The organism is Amorphus coralli DSM 19760, from assembly GCF_000374525.1.
Taxonomy (GTDB): domain Bacteria; phylum Pseudomonadota; class Alphaproteobacteria; order Rhizobiales; family Amorphaceae; genus Amorphus; species Amorphus coralli.
On the sequence record NZ_KB894572.1, the window covers coordinates 43,709 to 65,567 of the forward strand.

The following is a 21,859-nucleotide window of genomic DNA, read 5'->3' on the forward strand; positions in this document are numbered from 1 at the left end:
GCCGGGCGGCCTATTCCTTGCCGATGATCCGGCTGCGGCCCATGGAGTAGGCCTGCTCGGAAATGTCGGTCCAGCCAGCAAGGTCCTTCCGGGCCTTGATGTAGCTGTCGTAGATCCGCTTACCGAGGTCATCGTGGTCGGCGACCTTGGCCACGACCTCTTCCGAGGCAGCGCCGAACGCGTCGAAGATCTCGTCGGAGAACTTCTTCAGCTGGACGCCGTGCTCGTTGATGAGGGTCGAGAGCGCCTGGCCGTTCTTCGCCATGAACTCGGCGTACATGTTGTTGTTTTCGGCGCGGGCGCAGGCGGTGACGATCGCCTTGTCGGAATCCGACAGGCCGTCCCAGACGCCCTTGTTCAGGCCGACGCCCAGCGTCGGGCCCGGCTCGTGGAAGCCCGGGTAGTAGTAGAACTTGGCGACCTTGTAGAAGCCGAAGGCCAGATCGTTCCACGGACCCACCCACTCGGTGCCGTCGATGGCGCCGGACTGCAGGGCCTGGAAGATTTCACCGCCGGGAAGGTTGATCACCGACACGCCGAGCTGGCGCAGCGCTTCGCCGCCGAGGCCAGGCATGCGGAACTTGAGGCCGCGCAGGTCTTCGACGGTGTTGATCTCGTTGCGGAACCAGCCGCCCATCTGGACGCCGGTGTTGCCGCACTGGAACGGCTTGATGTTGAAGCCGGCCGACAGCTCGTCCCAGAGTTCCTGGCCGCCGCCCCACTGCACCCAGGCGTCCTGCTCGCCGGCGGTCAGGCCGAGCGGCACGGCCGCGAAGAAGGCGAAGGCCGGGTGCTTGCCCTGCCAGTAATATTCGGCACCGTGATACATGTCGGCGGTGCCGTTCTGGACCGCGTCGAACGATTCGAACGGCGGCACCAACTCGCCCGCGGCGAACAGCTTCACCGTGATGCGGCCGTCGGTGGCTGCGGTGATGGAGTCGGCAAAGCGCTGGGCGCCGGTGCCCAGGCCGGGGAAGTTCTTCGGCCACGTGGTGACCAGCTTCCACTCCTGTTTGCCCTGGGCAATGGCAGGCGCGGCCAGCGTGGCGGACGCGGCGGTGGCGCCGGCGGCCACACCTGCCGATTTCAGAAAGGAACGGCGATCCATCGGTATCCTCCCGGTTGGTTGCGCGGTGGCGTGTGGTTCGCTCGCCTGTCAGGAACCTGCAAGACGGCGGTTCTCTTTACGCCCCGTGCTCCGATATAAACCGCATGTTCCGGGAGCCGACAAGGGTCGGAAACGGAATTGGGCAGATTTCTGAACCAGTCGCAGCATCGAGAGGCGCCGCGGCGCCGAAACCGACCGGTGGACGGGAAATCGCTCAGACGCTCACCAGCGAAAAGGCAGGCCGGACAGGATGTCAGCCCCCCTTATTCTCGTCACGTCGGACCAGCGCGCGTTCGACAAATATGTATGGGTGGCCACCCCCACCCAGTATCTGGAAGCTGTCGCGGAGGTTGCGCACGGGGTTCCGGTGGTGGTTCCGGCGCTCGATGATCCGCTCGACGTCGATGCGCTCCTCGACCGTGCCGACGGTGTTCTGGCAACGGGGTCGAAATCGAACGTCTATCCGGGATGCTACGGTGGATCGCCGACCGAGGAGGCCGAACCCTACGACCGGGCCCGGGACGCGGTGTCGCTGAACCTGATCGCCCGGGCCGTTGATCGCGGTGTGCCGATGCTGGCGATCTGCCGCGGCATGCAGGAACTGAATGCGGCGCTGGGCGGGACGTTGCATCCGGCCGTGCATGCCATCGAGGGACGGATGGACCACCGCCCGCCGGAGCACGAGGACAACGCGGTTCGCTTCAAGCTGAGCCACGAGGTGTCGCTCGATCCCGAGGGGGAGCTCGCGCGGCTCATCGGCGAGACCGATTTCATGGTGAACTCGCTGCATCGCCAGGCGGTGTTCGCGCTTTCCGACCGGCTGATCGTCGAAGGTCGTGCCCCGGACGGCACCATCGAAGCGGTACGGGTAAAGGACGCTTCGGCCTTCGCGCTTGCGGTCCAGTGGCATCCGGAATTCTGGGCCCGGACCGATCCGCCGTCGCGGCGGCTGTTCGAAGCCTTCGGCGACGCCGCGCGCGCCTATGCGGCGGCCAGGGCCGGATCGCCGGCCACCGCCTGAGGGCGCAATTCGGTTGCGGGAATATTGGACGGCGCACTCGCCTTTCGGTCGCAGTGACAGAGCGCGTGCGGCGTGCCATGAGGGCTCATGGACCGGATCAGACTCAGAAGGCGGGGAGGGGCGTCGGCGGCATGCGTCGCGGCGCTGGCTTACCTGTTTCTGGTCACCGCCTTCCTGTCCGGCTTCGCCCAGGGCGCGATGGCCAATCCCGGCGGCGAGCCGTGGCAGGTCATCTGTTCGGCCGGCGTCGGCCAGCCGGGTGAGGCAGGGGCGGACAGCGACGGCTCCGAAGGGGCCGGGATCACCTGCCCGCTCTGCGCACTCAGCCGGATCGCAACCGCTGCAATGGCACCGGCGGACACCGCGCCGTCGCTTGACGGCCGTGCGCCGCCGGTCCGGTCCGTCCGATCCGAACCCCACGAGAGCGTTGCCTCCGCGCTCCTCAGGATCCTGACGACAAGTCCGCGCGCGCCTCCCGTTTCCTGACCTTCGACGACTGTCGTGAGCCGGTGCGCGAGGCGTGCCGGCCGATCTTCTTTGCCTGTCAGGAGACTTCGATGTCCCACGTCCTTTCCGGGCGCGAGGCTGCCGCCGCGGGTGCGCGCTCCTCCGCCGATCTCTATCGCGCCGTCTGGCGCTGGCACTTCTACGCCGGACTGTTCGTCCTGCCCTTCATGCTCCTGCTCGCCGTGACCGGCGGCATCTATCTCTTCAAGGACGAAATCAACGACCGCATTCAGGCCGATCTCCGCATCGTGGAGCCGGGCGTCGGCTCCGCGCTTGCGCCGTCGCAAATCGCCGCTGCGGCGCTGGCTGCCCATCCCGGAACGCTGAAGGCCTATGCTCCGCCGGCCGCGCCAGACCGGTCGGCGGAGGTCAAGATCGTCGGCGACGACGGCGTCCGCGACACCCTCTTCGTAGACCCCTACACCGGCGCGGTCATCGGCAGCGCGTGGGACGGCGGATCGTCCGGCAGCGGCGCCATGTGGCTGGTGCGCAAGCTGCACAGTCTCGACTATGCCGGCTGGTGGGCGAGCCGCGTCATCGAGGCGGTGGCCGGTTGGTGCGTTCTCCTCGTTGCGACCGGCATTTACCTGTGGTGGCCGCGCGGCAAGGATGTCGGCACGGTCACGATCCGCAAACGCAGGGGCCGCCCCTTCTGGCGCGATCTGCACGCCGTTACCGGCCTTTATGTCGGGCTCTTCATCGTGTTTCTGGCGGTCAGCGGGCTGCCCTGGTCCGGCTTCTGGGGCAAGCAGTTCTACGATCTCTCCTACAAGGCCGGGCTGGGCATCCCCGACGGCTACTGGGGCGGCTATCCGACCTCGACCGTTCCGGCCGGCGAGGCACTGGACCAGACGCCCTGGATCATGCAGCACGAGCCGATGCCGGTGTCGGGCGCGAAGGCGGGTGTTCCGGTCGGCCTCGACCAGGCGGTGGCCGCGGTCGAGGCGCGCGGCATTCACCCGGGTTATGCGCTCAACATCCCGAGCACACCGGACGGCGTCTTCACTGCGTCCGTCTATCCGCACGACGTGACACAGGAGCGTGTCATCCACGTCGACCAGTATTCCGGCGCGGTGCTGTCCGACATGGGGCTCGACGATCTCGGGCCACTGGGCAAGGCGGCGGAGTGGGGCGTTAGCCTGCACATGGGCCAGGCCTTCGGGATCTGGAACCAGCTCGTGCTGCTGTGTGCCTGCCTCGCGATGGTGGTGCTGGCGGTCTCGGGCGGCGTGATGTGGTGGCGCCGTCGGCCGCAGGGCTCCATGGGCGTGCCGCCGATGCCCCTGGACCGGCGGGTCTTCCGGGGCCTGATCCTCATCCTGGTCATCGGCGGCATCGTCTTCCCGCTAACCGGGCTCACGCTCGCTGTGCTCCTGCTTCTCGATCAGATCGTGATCCGGACGGCCGCCCGGCGTCGAGACCGGCGCACGGCCGCCTGAAGGCATTCCCTCCCGGACCGGTTCGGTCCGGGAGGGAATGCGAAAAATGGGCCCACCCGCATAAGGGCCGTTCCTGCGACGCGTTCGCTGGGGCGGGTGCTTGCCATTGCATTCGCAATCGCGCGAGCTATGGTCCCGCCGCCACGGCACAGGTGCGCCGCGGCAGCCGCCCCGGCCCTGCAACGGCGTAACGTGCGTTGATGAAGACGATGAGCCCCGCTTCCGAGCCGACCGGCCTTCCGGTCTACGGCCCCCATCCGGCGCCGGAGATCACGGTCGTGCTGCCGACCTATAACGAGCGGGACAACGTGCCGATCGCCATCGAGCGCGTGGCCAGGGCGCTGGACGGTCGGTTGTGGGAAATCATCGTCGTGGACGACGATTCCCCGGACGGCACCAGCGACGTGGTCAACGCGATCTCCGAGCGCGACGGGCGGGTGCGTTGTATCCGCCGGGTGGGGCGTCGCGGCCTGTCCGGCGCCTGCGTGGAAGGCATGATCGCGGCGGCTTCGCCCATCGTGGCGGTGATGGATTCCGACCTGCAGCACGACGAGACGATCCTGCCACGGATGCTGGAAGCCGTTAAAAGCGGATCCGCCGATATCGCGGTGGGCAGCCGCTATGTGGATGGCGGAGCCTCGAACGAGGGGCTTTCGGCCGTGCGACAGGCCGGCAGCAAGCTGGCCAACGGCCTCGCCAAGGTGCTGCTCGGCGTGCGCCTCAACGATCCGATGAGCGGCTTCTTCATGCTTCGCCGCGAAATGGTGGAACGGCTCGAGCCGAAGCTGTCGCGCCAGGGATTCAAGATCCTGCTCGACATCGTCGCTTCCGCGCCGCGCTCCATCCGGGTGGTGGAGGTCCCGTTCTCCTTCCGCGAACGCGTTGCCGGCGAGAGCAAGCTCGACGAGCTGGTCACCATCGAGTTCCTGGCCTTGATCCTCTCAAAGCTGCTGTTCAACGCCGTGTCGGTGCGCTTCATCCTGTTCATGGGGGTTGGCGCCACCGGCGTGGTCGTGCATCTGGCGGTCCTGCGGGCTGGCCTGGTCGTTCCGGGCATCGCCTTTGAGGTCGCACAGACGGTGGCGACGGTGGTCGCCATGACGTGGAACTTCTTCCTCAACAACTGGCTCACCTACCGCGACCGCCGCCTGCACGGGCTGGCCATGGTGCGCGGGCTCCTGTCCTTCTATCTCGTCTGTTCGCTGGGCGTGGTCGCCAATGTCGGCGTCGCCGGCATGGTGCACGAGGCCGATCAGGTCTGGTGGGTGGCCGGCATTGCGGGTGCCGTTATCGGCGCGGTCTGGAATTATGCCGCCAGTGCCGCGCTGACCTGGCGCGTGCGCTGAGGCAACCGTGAGCACCTCCGCTTCCCCGGTTGGTTTCCGCGGCCCGAAGTCGCTTCTCGACCTTGCCTCGCCCTGGACCGTCGCAGGCATCGTCGCCCTCCTGACCGTGATCCGGCTCGTGGCCGCGGCAACCGTCGGCCTCACCGAGGACGAGGCCTATTACCGGCTGTGGGCCATGGCGCCAGCCTGGGGCTACTACGATCACCCGCCGATGGTGGCCTGGTGGATTGCGGCCGGGCAGGCGATCTTCGGCGACACGCTCCTCGGCATCCGCTTCTTCACGGTGATCTCCGTCTCGCTCGGCTCGCTCGCCATCTGGCGGGCCGGTGCGATCCTCACGTCTGACGCCCGCATCGCCGGGCGCGCCGTCGTCTGGTTCAACGCGACTCTGCTGGTCGGCATCGGCGCGATGATCGCCACGCCGGACGTGCCGTCGGCCTTCTTCTGGGGGCTGGCTCTGTGGGCCATGCTGGAACTGGTCCACCGCGATGACGGCCGCTGGTGGCTGGCCGTGGGCCTGTTTGCCGGGCTGGGCCTGCTGGCCAAATATTCCGGCCTGTTCCTGGGGGGCGGCATCGTCCTGTGGATGCTGGTGGTGCCAGGTCAGTGGCGCTGGCTGGCAAGCCCCTGGCTGTGGCTGGGGGGTATCCTTGCGCTGGCCCTGTTCGCGCCGGTGGTGATGTGGAACGCGGCCAACGACTGGGCCTCGTTCGCCAAGCAGTTCGGTCGGGTCGCCGGCGATCAGTTCGACGAGCGCTTCATCCCGGAATTTCTGCTGGCGGAAATCGGACTGATCGGGCCGCTGATGCTGCCCTTCCTTGTCGTGGGCATCATCGGCATCGCGAAATCGCCGCGCCGGATGGCGCCGGGGAACTGGCTGGTGCTGCTGTCCGGACTGCCGTTCCTGGCCTATCTGCTGGTTCATGGCCTGCACGACCGGGTTCAGGGCAACTGGCCGGCGCCGCTCTATCCGGCGGTGGCGTTGATCGCCGCACAGGGCGCCGCGCTGGTGGGCGTCTCCGCACGGCGCAAGCGTGGCTGGGAGAGGCTCAGGATGCTGGTGGCGCCGGTGGGGATCGGTCTCTCGCTGCTCCTGATCGTGCATGCCAGTCTCGGTGCGGGGTTCGTCACAACGAAGGATCCGACCAAGCAGCTGAGGGGCTGGGACACGTTCTCAGCCGAGATCGACCGGATGCGCGAGACCGCCGGAGCGCAATGGATCGGGGCGGTCCACTACACGGTGACCGGCGAACTGGCCTTTCATCTGCCTGACGTCCCCGTTTTCGGGGTCGTGGAACCGCTGCGTTACGCGAACCTGCCCGATCCCGATACGGCGCTGTTGCAGAAGCCGGGGCTGGTGCTCGACGAACACCGGCGCCTGGGCACGGACATCCTCGGCGGCCGCTTCGACCGCTTCGAGCAGATCGGGACCGTCACCCGTACGGCCAACGGCGTCGCGATCGCGACCTACGATGTCTGGCTGGTGGATGGCGCGAAGGGCGATCCGACCGGCCGGACCGGCCCGATCGACGCGCAAGCGGACTAGAAAACGCTCGCTGCAGCCAGCCCGGCGAGGGCAGCGAACCAGCCAATGGCCGTCGCGAGTCCCGCCGCGACCACCACCCCGTCACGGGTGGTCAGTCCCAGACCGATGAGAAGCAGCACGGCGCCCGGAGGAAGTGCTGCAAAGGGCACGAGCGCCAGTGCGGTCATCGAGACTGCGGTCATGGCCGCGACGCCGGCAACCAGGCGGGACCACGGCCGCTCGGTGAGGATGAGCAGGCGCGGTTTCAGGACCGGATCGAGAAAGCGGGCAGTGGGGCGGACGCGCCGAACCAGGCCTGCCACGGTCTCCGGGGCGACATCGATGGCGGAGAGACGCCGTGGCAGGGCAAGGCACGGCCGGCCGAGCGCAAGCTGGCCAGCGGCGAGCAGGGCCACCAGGCCGGGCACGGCACTGATGCCGGGTATCGCGCCGGTCGGCAGGATGGCGAACAGCGCGCACAGCGCCAGAACCGGGCCAAAGGATCGCGATCCGAGTCGGCCCAGCAGGCTGCCGACGGTTTCCGAACCGAAGCCCCTGGCGAGCCGGTCGAGAAGGGCGCTCAGGCTAGGCGGTGGAACCGTGAGCCGGTGGAGATGAAGCCGAACCCTCCGGCGATGCCTGACGGAGGCGGTCGCCATCGGGCCTGCCCCTATTGTCCTTCCGCGCAGATCGTGTCGGCGGCGGCCGCGTCGGAGCACGAGGCGATGGACGCGTTGCGATCGGCCGCGGCATCGAGCCGGGTGGCCAGCGCCGAGGCATCGATGGGCAGCGCGAACTGCTCGTCGACGGCGAAGGCGCCGACGGCGCGGCGCACCTGTTCCTGGTCGCTGGCGGACGCGGATTGGGGCAGGTAGCGCAGTTGCTTCAGCCGGCTCACCACGGCGGGATCGGAAAGGGCGGCGTCCATGCCGTCGTCAGTCGCGCCGGCGGACGCGGTCTGCGTCTCCTGCGGCTGCGGCTGGGCCTCGTCGCCGCCGCCACCGCCGGGATAGATCACGCGCGAGACGGTGTCCTCCTCGGTCAGCTCGCGCGCTGGCGGAGCATCGACCGGCGTCGTCGACGTGCCCCCAATGACCGCCTGGCCGTCTGGCGCGGCCGCCGCGGTCTGTGTCGCAGGCGTGCCCGACGGCTGTCCGTCGGGACCGGTTCCGGCGGTCTGGGTCGGATCGCCGGGAAGCTGGCCTTCCTCGACGGCTTCCGGCACCGCGCCAATGCCGTCCGCCTCCGGCAGAGCACCTTCCTCGAAGGCGCGCTGCGCGTCGGCCGCGGCCTGCTGCTCTTCCGGCGTCAGCGGCTGCGGGCCGCTCGGCGAGCCGAGCTCACCGGTCTCGATCTCCGCGCCGGGCTCGCCGGGGATCAGGCCGCGCCGACGCAGTTCGTCCTCGGACATTTCCGGAATGTCGCCGGCTTCGCCGATCACCGGGCCGGTGCCCGTCGCTTCGCGGCTGATGATGGTTTCCGGCTGCACCATGACCCAGACGCCGTCGCTGCGGCGGCAGCGGAAGCCCTGCATGACGACGCGCTCGGCGGGGCCGGAATAGGTTACCTCGTAGCCGCGGCAGGGATTGGCGCAGGTGATGCAGGGCTGGCTGGTGCGGCGCTCGACGGCCTGGAAGGAGCGCACGCTGACATTGGCGCCGGACGGGGCGCTGAAGGAATCCGGGGAGCCGGGCGGTGCGAACTGGAGGATGGACTGAAGCTGCTGGTCGATGGCGCCGAGATCGCGCGGCGGAATCGGCCCGCCCTGGGCATGGGCCGGCGCGGCGGCGAGGGCGCCGGCGGCAAGCAGGGCGCCAAGGGCGGCGGTCCGCCGCAGGCCGCGCTGAATGCGCGCAAGAAGAATGGTCGGTGTCATCGGTCCGGTGTCCCGTGGTGGCGACGCGCCGGCGGCAGCCTCCCGCGCATCATGACGTCTGCCCGTTTCCCAGCCCGGCTGCAACCGCGCCCGGCGGTCGCGACCTGCCCGGAACGGGGCTCGCACGGCGGGATCGCCCCATCGTGCGCCCGCTCGGATGTGTATTCTTCCCTCATCCATTCAAGCCGACTTCGGCGGCAAGGTGGCAAGATGGCCGGTTTTTCGCTGTATTGGGCGATCGCGTGCCGTTCGCGACCCAGCCCACCCCAAAAAAACCGTCGGTGCACCGGTGGATCGGTGACTTTCGCCTCTTGCCGAGCCGCTTTGTGCTCCTTATAACCCCGCCAACGTTCGCAAGAGCGTCGCGGTGTGCGCCCTTCGTCTATCGGTTAGGACGCCAGATTTTCATTCTGGAAAGAGGGGTTCGACTCCCCTAGGGCGTGCCACCCGCTCCCCGGCCAGGGGCTTTTTCCCTCTCTATCTGCCTGTGGAATCCCGTCGCGAGTGCACACTCGCGCGCGCGGTGGCGCGTGGTTCTCTTTCGCCATGGCGACTTGGGGAAAGGCAGAGGGCATTTGAGCCTGCCGCGAAACAGGCGGGCGAGGCCTTCCGCCTCAGGCGATCTCGAAAAGGCGGCCGAAGCCGGGGCGTGGCGTGTGGGCGCCGGCCAGCCGGGCGAGATCCCAGACGCCGGCGGTGGCGCTGGTGACAACCGGAGGCGACCCCTTTGCCTCCAGCTGGCGCACGCAGTCCAACGTCTGCAGACCGCCGCAGGAAATCAGAAGCGCGTCGGCCCCTGCAGCCGCTTCGATCGCGCGGCGGCCTTCGTGAACCAGCTGCTCTGTCCCGACACCGGCCACTTCCGAGACTGCGCGGATCTTCAGCGCCTGCAGCGAGGCGATCGAGAACCCGTGGCCTTCCAGATAAGCCTGAAGCAGCCGGTTCACGTCGTCCTCGTAGGCGGTCAGAACGGCAAGCCGGCGCGCGGAGACGGCCCGCAGCGCGCGGATGATCGCCGAGCTCATGGTCGATGAGGGGCGCCCGGAGCGTTCCGCCACCAGCGCGGCAAGCGCGTCGTTGAAATCCGCGCCGCGAAAGAAGCTGAGCGACGTCCCCATGATGCCGACGACATCGGCCCCCCTTGCCGCGAGACCTGCCGCGGCGTCGCCGACGAAATCCGTGACGCGGGCGTAGTCGTCCGGCGCCATGTCTGCGAGGCCGAGACCATGGGCGAGAAAGCGCAGCTCCGGATAGACCGCGGGGGCTTCGGGCGGTACCTCGCCGGCGGCCGGCGGGACGATCATGCCGATGGTGGGGGGCGTTTCCTCGCTCATCGGGCGGGCGTCCGGCGCGCGTGCTTCAGCTCCGTCCAAAGCGACCAGATCAGCGACACGGCGGCGAGCGCCAGGAATGCTGCGCAGACCGGGCGGGTCAGGAGTGGAACGAAACTGCCGTCGTAGATGACCAGACCGGACCGGAGGTTCGTCTCGGCGATCGGGGTGAGGATGTAGGCGATGATGAACGGGCCAGCCGGAACCTTCGCCTTGGCCATGACGTAGCCGAGGACAGCGAAGCCAAGCATCACCCAGATGTCGAAGAAGCGGCTCGACACGGTGAACGCGCCGATGAAGCAGAACACCACGATGGCGGGGAACAGGTAGAACTTGTTGACGTACATCAGCCGCGACAGGAGCGGCGTGGCCACCCACATTATGGCAAGCATGGCAACGTTGGCGGCGAACGCACCGGCGATGACGGTATAGGCAATCTCCGGGTTCTCGGTGAACAGGAGCGGCCCCGGATTGAGATTGTGGATGACCATCGCACCGAGCAGGATCGCCGTGATGACCGAGCCAGGGATGCCCAGCGTGATGAGTGGCACCAGCGCCCCGACGGTGCCGGCGTTGTTGGCGCTCTCGGCGGCGATGATGCCGCGCTCCTCGCCCTGGCCGAAGCGCTCCGGGTTCTTCGACGCCGCCTTGGAGACGGAGTAGGCGGCGATGGAGGCGGTGGTGCCGCCGACGCCAGGCAGGATGCCGATCCAGGAACCGATCACCGAGGCGCTGACGAAGGTGCCAGCGTAGTCGCGCAGATCGCTGAGGCGCATGGCAATGCGGGCCGAGCCCGGAACCCGCTCGAGCGTCTTGGCCGCAGGGCCTTCGCAGTCGAGCAGGACTTGGCCGAGGACGAGTACGCCAAGGATCACGGGCAGCAGCGCGAAGCCGTTGTCGAGGCTGGAGATGCCGAACGTCAGCCTGAGCATGCCGGAGGAGGGGTCGATGCCCGGCATGGCGAAGAGGGCGCCCAGGGCAGCCGCGAGCAGGCCGTTGAGGAGCGAGCCGCGCGACACCGCCGCGATCAGGGTCAACGCGACCACCGTCATGGCGAAGATCTCGTAGGGGCCGAACCGCACCGCCACGAGGGAGAGCGGCGGCGAGAGGGCTGCCAGGATCGCCCAGGCGATGAGGCCGCCGATGAACGAGGCGAGCACGCCGAGCCCGAGGGCGCGGGCGGGCTGGCCGCCGGCCGCCATCGGGTAGCCGTCGAGCGTGGTCATGATCGCCGCCTCGGTGCCCGGCATGCGCATCAGCGTGGCGCTGATCAGGCCGCCCGTGGTGGCGCCGATATACATGGAGATAAGGAGCAGCAATGCGTCCGAACCGTCCATGAAATAGGTGGTCGGCAGGGCCAGCGAGATGACCACCGCACCGGACAGGCCGGGAATGGCGCCGACGAGGATGCCGACGCCGGTTCCGATCAGGATCCACGGCAGGCCGGTCGTGAACACGTAGACGTAGATGTCGAGCATTGCGCGCCTCGGGGCGTTGGTGCCGATCCGCGACGGGCCGGTCGCGAATGCGATCCGGCTGGCCGTCGTCCCGATCAGAGGTCGACGTAAAGGAAATTCTTGAACAGGAGGTCGAGGCCGATGCTGACCGCGATGGAGGCGGCAAGGAGCACGATCAGCGCTCGCATCCCCAGCCGGCCCGCCATGATCCAGGTTGCCACGAACAGGAAGATGCTGGTGACAATCCGGAAATCGATGTCGGTCTGCGACAGCGCCAGGAGATAGGCGACCGTCAGGGCCATCATCCGGGCCGGTCCGGCCAGCCGGCGCCAAGCTCCTCCATCCTCGTCACGATCATCGTCGCTGTCGCGGCTGCGCGCCAAACCGACGGCTTTGAGGACGACGAAGGCGAGGGTCAGGACGGCCACCGCGCGCGGGAAGGCCGCGGTGCCGAGCTGTTCGTAGGGCGACGCGGTCACCGAGGCGAGCGCGTAGAGGCACGATCCGGCCACGGCAACCGCGATGGCCATGAAGGCCATCGCGGATCCGTTCCGGCGAACGAGAGCGGGTATCATCCGGAAAGTCCTCGAAGCGGGCGTCGGGTCAGTTCTTGGCCGACGTCTGCTTCACCAGGTCGGCGACGTCGAGGAACGACTGATAGTCCGCGTCCACCGCCTGCTGCAGCTCTTCGCCGCTCAAGATCACCGAAGCTTCGCTGTTCTGCTTCAGGTAAGCCTGCACCTCATCGGTCTGCAGCGCCTTTTCCAGCACTTCGGCGAGGTAGGCGACACGGTCGGCCGGGGTCCCCTTCGGAGCCCAGTAGCGCCGGGTCAGGCAGCCCTGCACGTCGTAGCCAAGCTCCTTGGCCGTGGCCAGATCGGGCTGGGAGTCCAGCCGCTCGGAACCAAGCACGGCCAGCGGACGCAGGTCGTTCTTGCCCTTGGTCAGCCACGGCGTCGACATGAGGGCCATGTCGGTGAAGCCGCCCTTCATCGAGGCGAAGCGCTTCGACGTGCCGCCGGTGGGGACGATCGCCCATTCCGCGTCCGCAGCCTGCATGAGCTGGGCAGAGGGGAAATGGGTGGCGCTGCCGATGTCGTCGGCCTGCTTGATCTTGCCCGGGTTTTCCTTGGCGAAGGTCAGGAAGTCCTCGAGCGTCTCGAACTGCGATTCGATGGGAACTGCCACAAACAGGCAGCTCTCGCTGGCCTGCAGCACCGGCTCGAGATCGGCGGGGCCGTACTCGACGCGATCCAGGGCCGACACGGCGAACATTTCCTGATGGATCTGCAGGATGGTGTAGCCGTCGGGCTCGGCGGTCAGCACCTGGCGAGTGCCGACCGTGCCGGCCGCGCCGTCGGCGTTGACCACCACGAACGGGACCGGCAGCAGGTCGTGCTTGTCGATCGCGGCCTGAACGGCCCGTGCGAGGCCGTCGGTGCCGCCGCCGGCGCGGAACGGCACGATGAGCTTGATCGGCTTCTCGGGATAGTCCGCCTGAGCCGGAACGGCGGCGGCGCCGAGGCCCAGGGTGGCGGCCAGCGCGGCGACTGCGAGGGATCTGATCTGCATGTTTCCTCCCGGTTGAATTATTGGGCGCGACGAGGCGCCTCTTGCTTGATCTGCGCTAATTAGTTTTTTATCCAACCTTCTTGTTGTCAACGATCTCTCATGAGATTTTTTCAAATGTGGATCGGTCCGGTGGCCGAAACGAGACAGAAAGGGAGGAGCGCGTGAACCTGACGATCCAGGAGGTGACCGCTTATCCAGCCTACATTCCGGTGATGCTGCCACTCGGCTCGGTCAAGGCCGAAACGGCCCTGTCGTGCGTCGTGGTCGAAATCGTCACCGCGGAAGGCATCGTCGGCCATGGCTATACGGCGATCACCGACGAGGAAGTCGTCACGGCCGCGATCCGCGAAGTGGTGACGCCGGCCCTGACCGGCATGGATGCTCTCGACCGCGAGAAGATTTCCGAGCGCCTCTACTGGCTGCTCTCGCCCCGCGGCCAGACCGGCTATGCAAGCCATGTCGTCTCCGCCATCGACCTGGCGTTGTGGGACATTCTCGGCAAGGCCACCGGCCAACCGTGCTGGCGGCTGCTCGGCGGCGCCCGCAACGAGGTCCCCCTTTATGTGACGTTCGGCTTCGGCTCGCTCGACCGGGACCAGCTGCGTGACGCCGCGACCCACCTGAAGAGCGACGGCGTGACCCGCTTCAAGATGGTGGTCGGCCACCAGGCGCTGGCCCGGCGCTCCCACAATCGTGACCTGCGCGCGGCGGTGCTGGAGGACGTGGAGCGCGTGCGGACGGTGCGCGAGGCGATCGGCCCGGAGTGCGAGCTTTACGTGGATGCCAACTGCAGCCTGGACCCGACCTGGGCGCGGTACCTGGCCGACAGGCTCGGCGAGTTCGACCTGACGTTCTTCGAGGAGCCGGTGCGCGACAACGACGTCGTGCAGATGCGCGAGCTGCGGGAACGCACCGGGATGCCGGTTGCCGCGGGCCAGAACGAAGGCCAGCTCTTCCGTTTCCGGGATCTTCTGGTGGGCGGCGCGGTGGACGTCATTCAGCCGAACGTGGTCATCTGTGGTGGCTTCACCGCTGGACAGAAGATCGCCGGAATGGCCCAGGCCCACAATGTCGAGATCGCCAACGGCGGCGCGTTCCCCTTCCACAACATGCATCTGCACGCGGGTCTCGCCCACGGCGGGCTGGTGGAGTGGCACCTGATCTCGGTGGAGATGTGCAAGGCGCTCTATTCCGACCTGCCCGAGCGCAACGGCTCGATGCTGACGCTGCCCGAGACGCCGGGCCTCGGCTTCGCCGCCGATCGCGACGCGCTACGCGACTACGCCAGCCGGCCGACCTCGCGCGGCTGCGGCAAGGGCTGACGTCATGGCAGGCAGCTGGGCCTCCATCGACGATCTCCGGCTGGCGGCGCGCCGCCGGCTGCCCCGCTTCGCCTTCGATTTCATCGATGGCGGGGCGGGCGACGGGGCCTGCCTTGCCCGCAACGTGGAGGCCTATCGGCGCGCGACGCTGACGCCGCGTGTCCTGCGCAATGTCGACGGCGACCTCGACACGTCGATGCAGCTCTTCGGCAAGTCCTGGACCGTGCCGTTCGGGGTGGCCCCGATCGGCATGGCCGGTATCGCCTGGCCCGGTATCGACGGCTGGCTCGCGGCCGCGGCCGAACGGGCCGGCGCACCCTACACGGCCTCCACGCCGGCCACCGATACGCTGGAGGCGCTGCGTGCCGCGGCGCCCACATCGTCCTGGTTCCAGCTTTATGTCGGCCGCGAGCAGTGGATCGTCGACGACCTGATCGCCCGGGCGAAGAGCGCCGGCTACGACACGATGTTCGTGACGGCGGACGTCCCTAAACCGGGCAAGCGCCGGCGCGACATCCGCAATCGCTTCATGCTGCCGCTCAGGCCCGGGGCAAGGATGGCATTCGACGTGGCGACCCACCCGGCGTGGTCGATGGCGATCGCCCGCGCCGGCTCGCCGCGCTTCCAGAATTTCGAGCGCTACGCCCAGGCAAGTTCGGCCAGCTCGCTGGCCGAGTTCATGGCCTCGCAGACCTCCGGGCGCCTTGACTGGTCGCTCTTCGACGACATCCGGGCCGCATGGCCGGGCAAGCTGATCCTCAAGGGGGTCTGCGCACCGCGGGACGCGGTGATGGCGGCGGAGCGGGGTGCCGACGGCGTGGTGGTGTCCAATCACGGCGGGCGCCAGCTGGCGTCGGCGCCCGCGACCCTCGATGCGCTCGGTGCGGTCCGGGATGCGGTGGGCCCGGATTTTGCTGTGCTTCTGGACGGCGGAATCCGCTGCGGAGAGGACATCCTCAAGGGGCTCCTGGCCGGGGCCGACTTCGTGCTGATGGGCCGGCCGTTCGTCTACGCGGTCGGTGCGGCAGGCGAGGCTGGCGCAGGCCAGGTGTTCGATCTTCTGAGGGCCGAGCTCGTCAACGCCATGGGCCAGATCGGGCTTCGGGCCCTGGCAGACAGGGCCGCCTTCGCGGACTGCCTGCGGCTCGAGGGCGGCTCTGCCCGTTGAGATGGGGCGCTCGGCGATGGCGGAGCGATTCAATCTCGACGGGAAATGGTCTAGGAGAGGCCGGGGGCGCAGTCTCTCGGCGCGCCAAGTGTGAACGGGTTTCGTTGTGACGATCGTCGATACTGCACCTGCGACTGACCGGCCGGATGTCGAACTCGGCATCCTGGAGGAGTTTCTCGGCTTCTATCTGCGCCTCGCCTACGAGAGCGCCTTCGACGACTTTTCCCGCGAACTCGGCCCGGATTCGCTGAAGCCGGGCAATTTCGCGCTCCTGTCGATCATCTTCGAGAATCCCGGCATCACCCAGACCGTGCTGGCCAGGGCAAGCGGGCGCGACAAGTCCAGCGTCACCGCCGGGCTGCGTCAGCTGGAGGACAAGGGGCTGATCGAGCGCACCCGGCTGGAGGACGATCGTCGCTCCTACGCCAGCCGTGCCACGCCCGAGGGCTGCGTGGTCTACGAGCGCATTGCGGCCAAGGCCCGCAACCACATGCGCCGGCTCGACAGGATCGTCGGCGCCAAGCGCAAGGCGCTGCTCATGTCCACGCTCAAGGACATCGTCGATGGTCTTGCCGAGGATGGCGAGACGCCGGCCGGGCGGCCGTAGGTCGCTCCTCCCACACGCGCCGCCTCTCAACAGGCAGGCGCCTCTTCGCCAATCATTCGACGGATTTCGCTTTCCGAGCTCTTGGTTCGGAGGCTCGGCTGCGGTGTGCGCCTGGCGATGGCCTGCGCGTCGTCGGGAACCTGATATGATCGACGAAAACCAAACAATACGTTTTTTATCGATGAAATATTGACAGCGCCCGGTTGTGGTCAGACACTCTCCGAAAATAGCGGAGGAAACCAATGACCATGCACAAACGGATATCGTCGGCCCTTGTCGCGGGACTACTCGTGGCCGGCTCGTGGGCCGGAGCGGCCCAGGCGCAGGAAGAGTTGCGGATCGGCACCGCCAGCCTCGGCGGGGCCTTCTACCCGGTGGGGCAGGGCATCGCGAACCTTGTCTCCGAACACGTCGATGGCGTGTCGATGGTGCCGGTGGTGACCCAGGGCTCGGTCCAGAACCCGCGCCTCGTGGACAGCGGCGAAACCGATCTCGGCATCACCAATGCCAACCTGCTCTTCCTCGCCGTCAACGGCGAGAAGCCCTATCCGGGCAAGATGGAGATCGCGCCCCTCGGCGCGCTGCACCCGAGCATCCTGCACATCGTGACCCTCGACGGCTCGCCCATCGAGACCTTCGCCGACCTCAAGGGCAAGCGCCTGGCGGTCGGACCGGCCGGCGGCGGAACGCTGAGCTTCCTGAACCGGCTTCTCGAGGCCTACGACATGACACCCGGCGATATCACGCCGAGCTTCCTGTCCTATGCCGACGGCTTCAGCCAGCTCTCCGACGGCAATGTCGATGCCGCGCTGGCGCTCTCCGGCTATCCGTCTTCCGCCGTCATGCAGACGGAAGCGACGAACAAGCTGAAATTCGTCGCCATCGACGATGCCAAGCTGGCCGCTATCCTCGAGAAATATCCCTACTACTCGAAGGTGACGCTGCCGAAGGACGTCTACAATCTCGACGGGGACGCGATCGTTCTGGGTGTCAACAACGTCCTGATCGCCCCGGCATCCATGGACGACGAGCGGGCCTACGCCATCACGAAGGCCGTCTACGATCATCTCGATGCCTTCGCGGCGGAAAACGCCAACGCGAAGCAGATCGACCCGGCCCAGTCGCGTGAACTGGCCGTGCCGCTGCATCCCGGTGCCCAGCGCTACTTCGACGAAACCAAATAGCGTCCACGCTTCTTCGGTAGGTCCACATGGGCTCAGCGCTCTTGCGCGCCAACGCGATGGCGGTTCGATGGACCGCCATCGCCCTCGGCGTCTTTCACCTGCTCAATGTCGGCGGCGTCCTCGTCCTGTCGACGATGCAGATCCGGCTGGTGCACCTGGGCGCGGTCCTGGTGTTGCTGTTTGCCACCACGCCGGCCTTCGAACCGGGACGGGAGCGGCGGACGGGAGCCGGCACCGGGGTCGGTATCGCGATCCGGGCGCTCTTCGTCGCCGCGGCCGTTGGCTGCACCGCCTATCTCCTGTCGCGTTGGCAGGCGATCGCCTTCTCCGGCGGCATGACCGAGCCGATGGACGCCTGGGTCGGACTGGTCGTAATCCTGCTGGTGCTGGAGGGCGCGCGCCGGCGGGTCGGGCTGGCGCTGGCGCTGATCACGCTGGTCTTCTTTCTCTATCCGTTCATCAGCCCCTACCTTCCGGGCATCCTGAACAGCCGTGGATACGGCGTTGAACGGGTGGCGGCCTTCCTGACCACGACCACCGAGGGCGTCTACGGCATCCCGCTCGGCGTCTCGGCCACCTACATCGTGATGTTCACGATCTTTGGCGCCTTCCTGTCGGTGTTCGGAGCCGGCAACTTCTTCTTCGCGCTGTCGCGCCGCTTCACCCGCTCCATGCGGGCGGCGTCGGCCAAGACAGCGGTGCTGTTTTCCGCCTTCCTTGGCATGATCTCAGGTTCGGCGGCCGGCAACGTTGCGGTCACCGGCACGCTCACCATCCCGATGATGAAGCGGGAGGGTTACCACCCGCACCAGGCCGGTGCCATCGAGGCGGTGGTGTCCACCGGCGGCCAGATCATGCCGCCTGTGATGGGAGCGGCGGCCTTCATCATGGCCGAGATCATCGGCCGGCCCTATGCCGAGGTCATGGAGGCAGCGCTCATTCCCGCGCTCCTCTTCTTCCTTTCCATCCTTCTGATTGTCCATCTGCAGGCGATGAAGCTCGGCATCGGCAAGGCGGACGGTGCGCCGCCGCCTGAAGGCGAGGGGCTCACGGAGCCCGAAGGCCCGCTGCTCGTTGCCGGTATCCCCTACGTGTTGCCCTTCGCCACGCTCGTCGGGCTGATGGTGAGCGGCTACTCGCCGTTCAAGGCGTCGTTCGCCGCGCTGGGCCTGCTGCTGGTGCTGTGCGCCGTGATGCAGCGGCCAAAGCCGTCGGTGTTCCTGTCCAAGGCACTCAAGGCCATCGAGCAGGGCGCCATGGCGGTCGTGCCCATCGCGGTGGCCTGCGCGGCTGCCGGCATCATCTCCGGCACGCTGGCCATGTCGGGCCTCGGCTCCAAGATCTCGTCGATGATCGTGCTCGCCTCGGGAGGGGTGCCGCTCATCGCCCTGGTGCTGACGATGCTCGTCGCCGTCGTGCTGGGAATGGGCCTGCCGACGACGGCGGCCTACCTGATCCTGGCAACGGTGGTGGCGCCGGCGCTCGTGAAGATGGACGTCCCGCTGATGACGGCGCACATGTTCGTCTTCTTCTACGGCTGCATCTCGACCATCACGCCACCCGTGGCTCTGGCCTCTTACGTGGCGGCCAGTATCGCCGATTCCAGCATTTCCAAGGTGAGCTGGACGGCGTTCCGCTACGGGCTGACCAGCTACATCCTGCCGTTCATGTTCTTCTTCGGTCCGGCGCTGCTGATGCAGGGCACCACGGACCAGATCCTGCTGGCAGCGGCAAGCGGCGTTATCAGCGTGTTCTGTTTCGCCGCCGGCATCGTCGGCTGGCTCAGGCGGCCGCTCGGCCCCGCGGCGCGGGCGCTGTTGATCGTCGCGGGTCTGATGCTGCTCTACCAGACGATGCTCACCGACCTGCTCGGCCTGGCGTTGCTGGCAGGGCTGTTCGTGGTCCTGCGCCCCGAACCGACGGCCGAGGCCGGGCGCGTTGCCTGAGTGGCGCACCCGTGTACCGGCGACGGTGAGAGGACCCGGAGCAGCCCGTCAGTTGGATGGCGGCAGGCGGTCGAGGACGTAGTCTGCGGTGGCGGAGTAGTGGCGCTCCAGGAGCGTCACGGCCGTGCCGGCGTCGCGGGCCAGGGCGGCCTTGGCGATAGCGTCGTGCTCCTCGGCCACGCTGCGGCCCGGATAGGCCACCGGTCCGGCGATCTTCCGGTAGCGGATGTTCTGGTCGTAAAGCTGGTCGCAGATGCGCAACGCGATGGGCGAGCGGCAGCCGCTCACCAGCGCCATGTGGAAGAGCTTGTGCTTCTCCTCCCATTCGGCATTCGGCTCGAACCGGTCGGCGCGGCTGGAGCGGGCCGCCTGGCCGAGCCGGAAGTTGGTGCTCAGCACGGCGTCCTCCCAGGCCGGGTCGGCGACGGCGATGGATTCGGCGAGCGCCTTGCCCTCCACCCAGATGCGCACCTTCAGGAGATCGAGGAACTCCTCCCGGCTGACATCGGAGACGCGGAAGCCGCGGCCCTCGATCCGGTTCACCAGCCGGTCGGAGGCGAGGTGGCTCAGCGCCTCGCGGATCGGGCTGGCGCCGGTGTTGTAGGCGCGGGTCAGCTCCTGGATCTTGAGCTTGGCGCCCGGCTGCAGGGTTCCCTCGATGATGTCCTGGCGCAACTGGGCGTAGGCCCGCCGCGTCAGCGACTCGGCGGTCGATTCCGCCTGCTCCATGCGTCTCTCCGTGGTCGTATCCGACCCTATCCTAGTCCATTCGCCGCTCCGATGGGCGACCCGGCAGTCGCAGGGTCTCCCTGGACAGGGCTAGTCGCGTCGGGCGACCGCGTCCACAAGGATGAAGGCGATGACGCAGGTCTCGGTGCCGCGGTTGGACCAGGCGTGGTTGGTGCCGCGCTGGATCAGAGTGTCGCCGGCCTTCAGGTGCACCTCGCCCTCATCGAGCAGCATGGTGATCTCGCCGGACAGGATGATCGCGTAGTCGACGGAATCGGTGCGGTGCATGAACGGGTGGCGGGCGTTCTCCACGATGTTGTGGGCGGCGCCCATCTCGCCGAAGGCGGCGCGCCCGTCCAGCGTCTTCAAGACCTCCGGATCCTCCGGCTCGAAAACGCCGATGCGGCAGACGGTGCCTGCCTTCGGCGGATGCAGCACGAAGTCGCCGGTAAGGCTTTCCTCCGCGCCGTCATACTCCGCCGGCGCGCCGTCGGTCTGCCAGAGATTGATCAGGGCGACGCCCGGCCGGTTCGGCCGCTGCAGGATCTCCGTGGCCTCACCGTCGGAAATGACCACTGCCTTGCCGTCCGCATCGTGTCCGGTGACAACCCGCCGGAATGATTTCATGCCCGTTCCTCCCGATTGTTCGCAGGCGCGCTGCGCCTTTATGATAAAGCCGCTTACAAGCTCTCAAGGTGAATTTTGTCGATAAAAAAGCCTCAGTCAATGTTTCATCGATTGACTGAGGCCTTGCAGGGGACGTATCGTCCGGCCGGTTAGTCGAGACAAGAATGGGATGAACGCGCATGCGGTGGACGGTATTCAATCGGTCGGGCGGCGGAACCGCGGTCGGCGTGATCGAGGGCGATGCGGTCGTTGACCTGTCGGGCGCCGGCGCGCTGTTCCAGGGCGACCTGCTGCCGGTGATCGAGGCCGGCCAGGCGGCCGCCGATGCCGCGAGCGCGGCAATGGCCGGTGCGCCGCGCATCCCGCTGGCCGATGTCTCGTTCGCGCTGCCTTTAGCGGCGCCCACCAAGATCGTCTGCCTCGGCCTCAACTATGTCGATCACGCCAAGGAAGGCGGCTACGACGTGCCGGACTATCCGGCACTGTTCATGCGCACGGCCGCCTCGGTGGTGCCCCATGGTGCTCCGCTGATCCGGCCGTTGTGCTCGGAGCGCTTCGACTACGAGGCGGAGTTCATGGCGGTGATCGGCAAGGGCGGGCGCCACATCCGCCAGGCCGACGCCCTCGACCACGTGTTCGGCTACACGCTGTTCAACGACGGTTCGGTGCGCGACTACCAGCGCAAGACGGCGCAGTGGACCCCAGGCAAGAATTTCGACCGGTCGGGCTCCATTGGCCCCGACGTGGTCACCGTCGACGAGCTGCCGGCCGGCTGCACGGGCCTCCGGATCCAGTCGCGGATCAACGGCGAGGTGCTGCAGGATGCCAACACCGACGACATGGTGTTCTCCGTGGCCCGCACCATCGAGGCGATCTCGGAATTCGCGGCGCTGGAGCCGGGCGACCTGATCGCCATGGGCACGCCGCCCGGCGTCGGCCATGCCCGCACGCCGCCGAAGTGGATGAAGGCCGGCGACACGGTTGAGATTGAGGTCGAGCGCCTCGGCATCCTCTCCAACCCCATCGCCGACGAGACGCGCTGACGCGCATCCGCGCCGCGCGGGCATCGGTTATCTTTAGGGAAACGCGGCTCG

20 protein-coding genes and 1 tRNA gene are annotated in these 21,859 nt (G+C 67.7%); 12 read left to right on the forward strand and 9 right to left on the reverse strand.

What is annotated here, in order from left to right; genetic code table 11:
• Positions 1–10 precede the first annotated feature (10 nt).
• Positions 11–1,108, reverse strand: a complete 1,098-nt coding sequence (locus tag C507_RS0108215; protein WP_018699201.1) for a TRAP transporter substrate-binding protein — start codon at positions 1,106–1,108, stop codon at positions 11–13.
• Between the two features lie 250 nt (positions 1,109–1,358).
• On the opposite strand from C507_RS0108215, the gene C507_RS0108220 reads away from it, so the two are divergent.
• The 5 genes from C507_RS0108220 (at position 1,359) to C507_RS20770 (ending at position 6,967) form a co-directional block, all read left to right on the forward strand.
• Positions 1,359–2,129 carry a gamma-glutamyl-gamma-aminobutyrate hydrolase family protein gene (locus C507_RS0108220; protein WP_018699202.1) on the forward strand — a complete coding sequence of 257 codons (771 nt, stop codon included), beginning with the start codon at positions 1,359–1,361 and terminating at the stop codon, positions 2,127–2,129.
• 87 nt (positions 2,130–2,216) lie between these two features.
• Positions 2,217–2,615, forward strand: a complete 399-nt coding sequence (locus C507_RS0108225; protein WP_018699203.1) for a DUF2946 family protein — start codon at positions 2,217–2,219, stop codon at positions 2,613–2,615.
• 71 nt (positions 2,616–2,686) lie between these two features.
• Positions 2,687–4,075: a PepSY-associated TM helix domain-containing protein gene (locus tag C507_RS0108230; RefSeq protein ID WP_018699204.1), complete on the forward strand. Its 1,389-nt coding sequence runs from the start codon at positions 2,687–2,689 to the stop codon at positions 4,073–4,075.
• A 209-nt stretch (positions 4,076–4,284) separates the two neighbouring features.
• Positions 4,285–5,421, forward strand: a complete 1,137-nt coding sequence (locus C507_RS0108235) for a glycosyltransferase (RefSeq protein ID WP_018699205.1) — start codon at positions 4,285–4,287, stop codon at positions 5,419–5,421.
• 7 nt (positions 5,422–5,428) lie between these two features.
• Positions 5,429–6,967, forward strand: a complete 1,539-nt coding sequence (locus C507_RS20770; protein ID WP_018699206.1) for an ArnT family glycosyltransferase — start codon at positions 5,429–5,431, stop codon at positions 6,965–6,967.
• Here C507_RS20770 and C507_RS20775 read toward each other — a convergent pair.
• Positions 6,964–7,605, reverse strand: coding sequence for an exopolysaccharide biosynthesis protein (locus tag C507_RS20775; RefSeq protein ID WP_018699207.1), 642 nt, complete (start codon positions 7,603–7,605; stop codon positions 6,964–6,966). The genes C507_RS20770 and C507_RS20775 overlap by 4 nt on opposite strands.
• Before the next feature lie 11 nt (positions 7,606–7,616).
• Positions 7,617–8,822, reverse strand: coding sequence for a hypothetical protein (locus C507_RS0108250; protein ID WP_020608217.1), 1,206 nt, complete (start codon positions 8,820–8,822; stop codon positions 7,617–7,619).
• Between the two features lie 371 nt (positions 8,823–9,193).
• On the opposite strand from C507_RS0108250, the gene C507_RS0108255 reads away from it, so the two are divergent.
• Positions 9,194–9,268: transfer RNA gene (locus C507_RS0108255), tRNA-Glu, on the forward strand.
• 168 nt (positions 9,269–9,436) lie between these two features.
• Here the strand turns inward: C507_RS0108255 and C507_RS0108260 are convergent.
• From C507_RS0108260 to C507_RS0108275, 4 genes are all read right to left on the reverse strand, one after another.
• Positions 9,437–10,156: an arylmalonate decarboxylase gene (locus C507_RS0108260; RefSeq protein WP_018699208.1), complete on the reverse strand. Its 720-nt coding sequence runs from the start codon at positions 10,154–10,156 to the stop codon at positions 9,437–9,439.
• Positions 10,153–11,631, reverse strand: coding sequence for a tripartite tricarboxylate transporter permease (locus C507_RS0108265; protein ID WP_018699209.1), 1,479 nt, complete (start codon positions 11,629–11,631; stop codon positions 10,153–10,155). Before C507_RS0108265 ends, C507_RS0108260 begins: the two co-directional genes overlap by 4 nt.
• Positions 11,632–11,705: 74 nt before the next feature.
• Complete coding sequence (locus C507_RS0108270; RefSeq protein ID WP_018699210.1) at positions 11,706–12,149, reverse strand: tripartite tricarboxylate transporter TctB family protein; 444 nt, start codon at positions 12,147–12,149, stop codon at positions 11,706–11,708.
• 64 nt (positions 12,150–12,213) lie between these two features.
• Positions 12,214–13,182, reverse strand: coding sequence for a tripartite tricarboxylate transporter substrate binding protein (locus tag C507_RS0108275; protein WP_018699211.1), 969 nt, complete (start codon positions 13,180–13,182; stop codon positions 12,214–12,216).
• Positions 13,183–13,343: 161 nt separating this feature from the next.
• Between C507_RS0108275 and C507_RS0108280 the strand changes: the two genes are divergently transcribed.
• From C507_RS0108280 to C507_RS0108300, 5 genes are all read left to right on the forward strand, one after another.
• Positions 13,344–14,504 carry a mandelate racemase/muconate lactonizing enzyme family protein gene (locus tag C507_RS0108280; protein WP_018699212.1) on the forward strand — a complete coding sequence of 387 codons (1,161 nt, stop codon included), beginning with the start codon at positions 13,344–13,346 and terminating at the stop codon, positions 14,502–14,504.
• 4 nt (positions 14,505–14,508) lie between these two features.
• The gene (locus C507_RS0108285) at positions 14,509–15,672 is read left to right on the forward strand and encodes an alpha-hydroxy acid oxidase (RefSeq protein WP_018699213.1); all 1,164 of its coding nucleotides are present in this window, start codon (positions 14,509–14,511) and stop codon (positions 15,670–15,672) included.
• Between the two features lie 106 nt (positions 15,673–15,778).
• Positions 15,779–16,279, forward strand: a complete 501-nt coding sequence (locus C507_RS0108290) for a MarR family winged helix-turn-helix transcriptional regulator (RefSeq protein WP_018699214.1) — start codon at positions 15,779–15,781, stop codon at positions 16,277–16,279.
• 242 nt (positions 16,280–16,521) lie between these two features.
• The gene (locus C507_RS0108295; RefSeq protein ID WP_210162114.1) at positions 16,522–17,463 is read left to right on the forward strand and encodes a TAXI family TRAP transporter solute-binding subunit; all 942 of its coding nucleotides are present in this window, start codon (positions 16,522–16,524) and stop codon (positions 17,461–17,463) included.
• 26 nt (positions 17,464–17,489) lie between these two features.
• Complete coding sequence (locus tag C507_RS0108300) at positions 17,490–19,409, forward strand: TRAP transporter permease (protein ID WP_018699216.1); 1,920 nt, start codon at positions 17,490–17,492, stop codon at positions 19,407–19,409.
• A gap of 48 nt (positions 19,410–19,457) precedes the next feature.
• On the opposite strand, the gene C507_RS0108305 is transcribed toward C507_RS0108300, so the two are convergent.
• A complete protein-coding gene (locus C507_RS0108305; protein WP_018699217.1) occupies positions 19,458–20,138 on the reverse strand; it encodes a GntR family transcriptional regulator in 681 nt (226 codons plus the stop codon).
• Between the two features lie 90 nt (positions 20,139–20,228).
• Complete coding sequence (locus C507_RS0108310) at positions 20,229–20,765, reverse strand: cupin domain-containing protein (RefSeq protein WP_018699218.1); 537 nt, start codon at positions 20,763–20,765, stop codon at positions 20,229–20,231.
• A 179-nt stretch (positions 20,766–20,944) separates the two neighbouring features.
• On the opposite strand from C507_RS0108310, the gene C507_RS0108315 reads away from it, so the two are divergent.
• Complete coding sequence (locus C507_RS0108315; RefSeq protein ID WP_018699219.1) at positions 20,945–21,808, forward strand: fumarylacetoacetate hydrolase family protein; 864 nt, start codon at positions 20,945–20,947, stop codon at positions 21,806–21,808.
• The last annotated feature ends 51 nt before the right edge of the window (positions 21,809–21,859 follow it).

Excerpts from the sequence above, each read along its gene's own strand:
- C507_RS0108275 (WP_018699211.1), bottom strand. The coding sequence starts at position 13,182 with ATGCAGATCAGATCCCTCGCAGTCGCCGCGCTGGCCGCCACCCTGGGC.
- C507_RS0108300 (WP_018699216.1), top strand. The coding sequence starts at position 17,490 with ATGGGCTCAGCGCTCTTGCGCGCCAACGCGATGGCGGTTCGATGGACC.
- C507_RS0108260 (WP_018699208.1), bottom strand. The coding sequence starts at position 10,156 with ATGAGCGAGGAAACGCCCCCCACCATCGGCATGATCGTCCCGCCGGCC.
- C507_RS0108310 (WP_018699218.1), bottom strand. The coding sequence starts at position 20,765 with ATGAAATCATTCCGGCGGGTTGTCACCGGACACGATGCGGACGGCAAG.
- C507_RS0108235 (WP_018699205.1), top strand. The coding sequence starts at position 4,285 with ATGAGCCCCGCTTCCGAGCCGACCGGCCTTCCGGTCTACGGCCCCCAT.
- C507_RS20775 (WP_018699207.1), bottom strand. The coding sequence starts at position 7,605 with ATGGCGACCGCCTCCGTCAGGCATCGCCGGAGGGTTCGGCTTCATCTC.
- C507_RS0108215 (WP_018699201.1), bottom strand. The coding sequence starts at position 1,108 with ATGGATCGCCGTTCCTTTCTGAAATCGGCAGGTGTGGCCGCCGGCGCC.
- C507_RS0108220 (WP_018699202.1), top strand. The coding sequence starts at position 1,359 with ATGTCAGCCCCCCTTATTCTCGTCACGTCGGACCAGCGCGCGTTCGAC.
- C507_RS0108225 (WP_018699203.1), top strand. The coding sequence starts at position 2,217 with ATGGACCGGATCAGACTCAGAAGGCGGGGAGGGGCGTCGGCGGCATGC.
- C507_RS0108250 (WP_020608217.1), bottom strand. The coding sequence starts at position 8,822 with ATGACACCGACCATTCTTCTTGCGCGCATTCAGCGCGGCCTGCGGCGG.
- C507_RS0108265 (WP_018699209.1), bottom strand. The coding sequence starts at position 11,631 with ATGCTCGACATCTACGTCTACGTGTTCACGACCGGCCTGCCGTGGATC.
- C507_RS0108270 (WP_018699210.1), bottom strand. The coding sequence starts at position 12,149 with ATGGCCTTCATGGCCATCGCGGTTGCCGTGGCCGGATCGTGCCTCTAC.
- C507_RS0108315 (WP_018699219.1), top strand. The coding sequence starts at position 20,945 with ATGCGGTGGACGGTATTCAATCGGTCGGGCGGCGGAACCGCGGTCGGC.
- C507_RS0108305 (WP_018699217.1), bottom strand. The coding sequence starts at position 20,138 with ATGGAGCAGGCGGAATCGACCGCCGAGTCGCTGACGCGGCGGGCCTAC.
- C507_RS0108295 (WP_210162114.1), top strand. The coding sequence starts at position 16,522 with ATGACCATGCACAAACGGATATCGTCGGCCCTTGTCGCGGGACTACTC.
- C507_RS0108285 (WP_018699213.1), top strand. The coding sequence starts at position 14,509 with ATGGCAGGCAGCTGGGCCTCCATCGACGATCTCCGGCTGGCGGCGCGC.
- C507_RS0108230 (WP_018699204.1), top strand. The coding sequence starts at position 2,687 with ATGTCCCACGTCCTTTCCGGGCGCGAGGCTGCCGCCGCGGGTGCGCGC.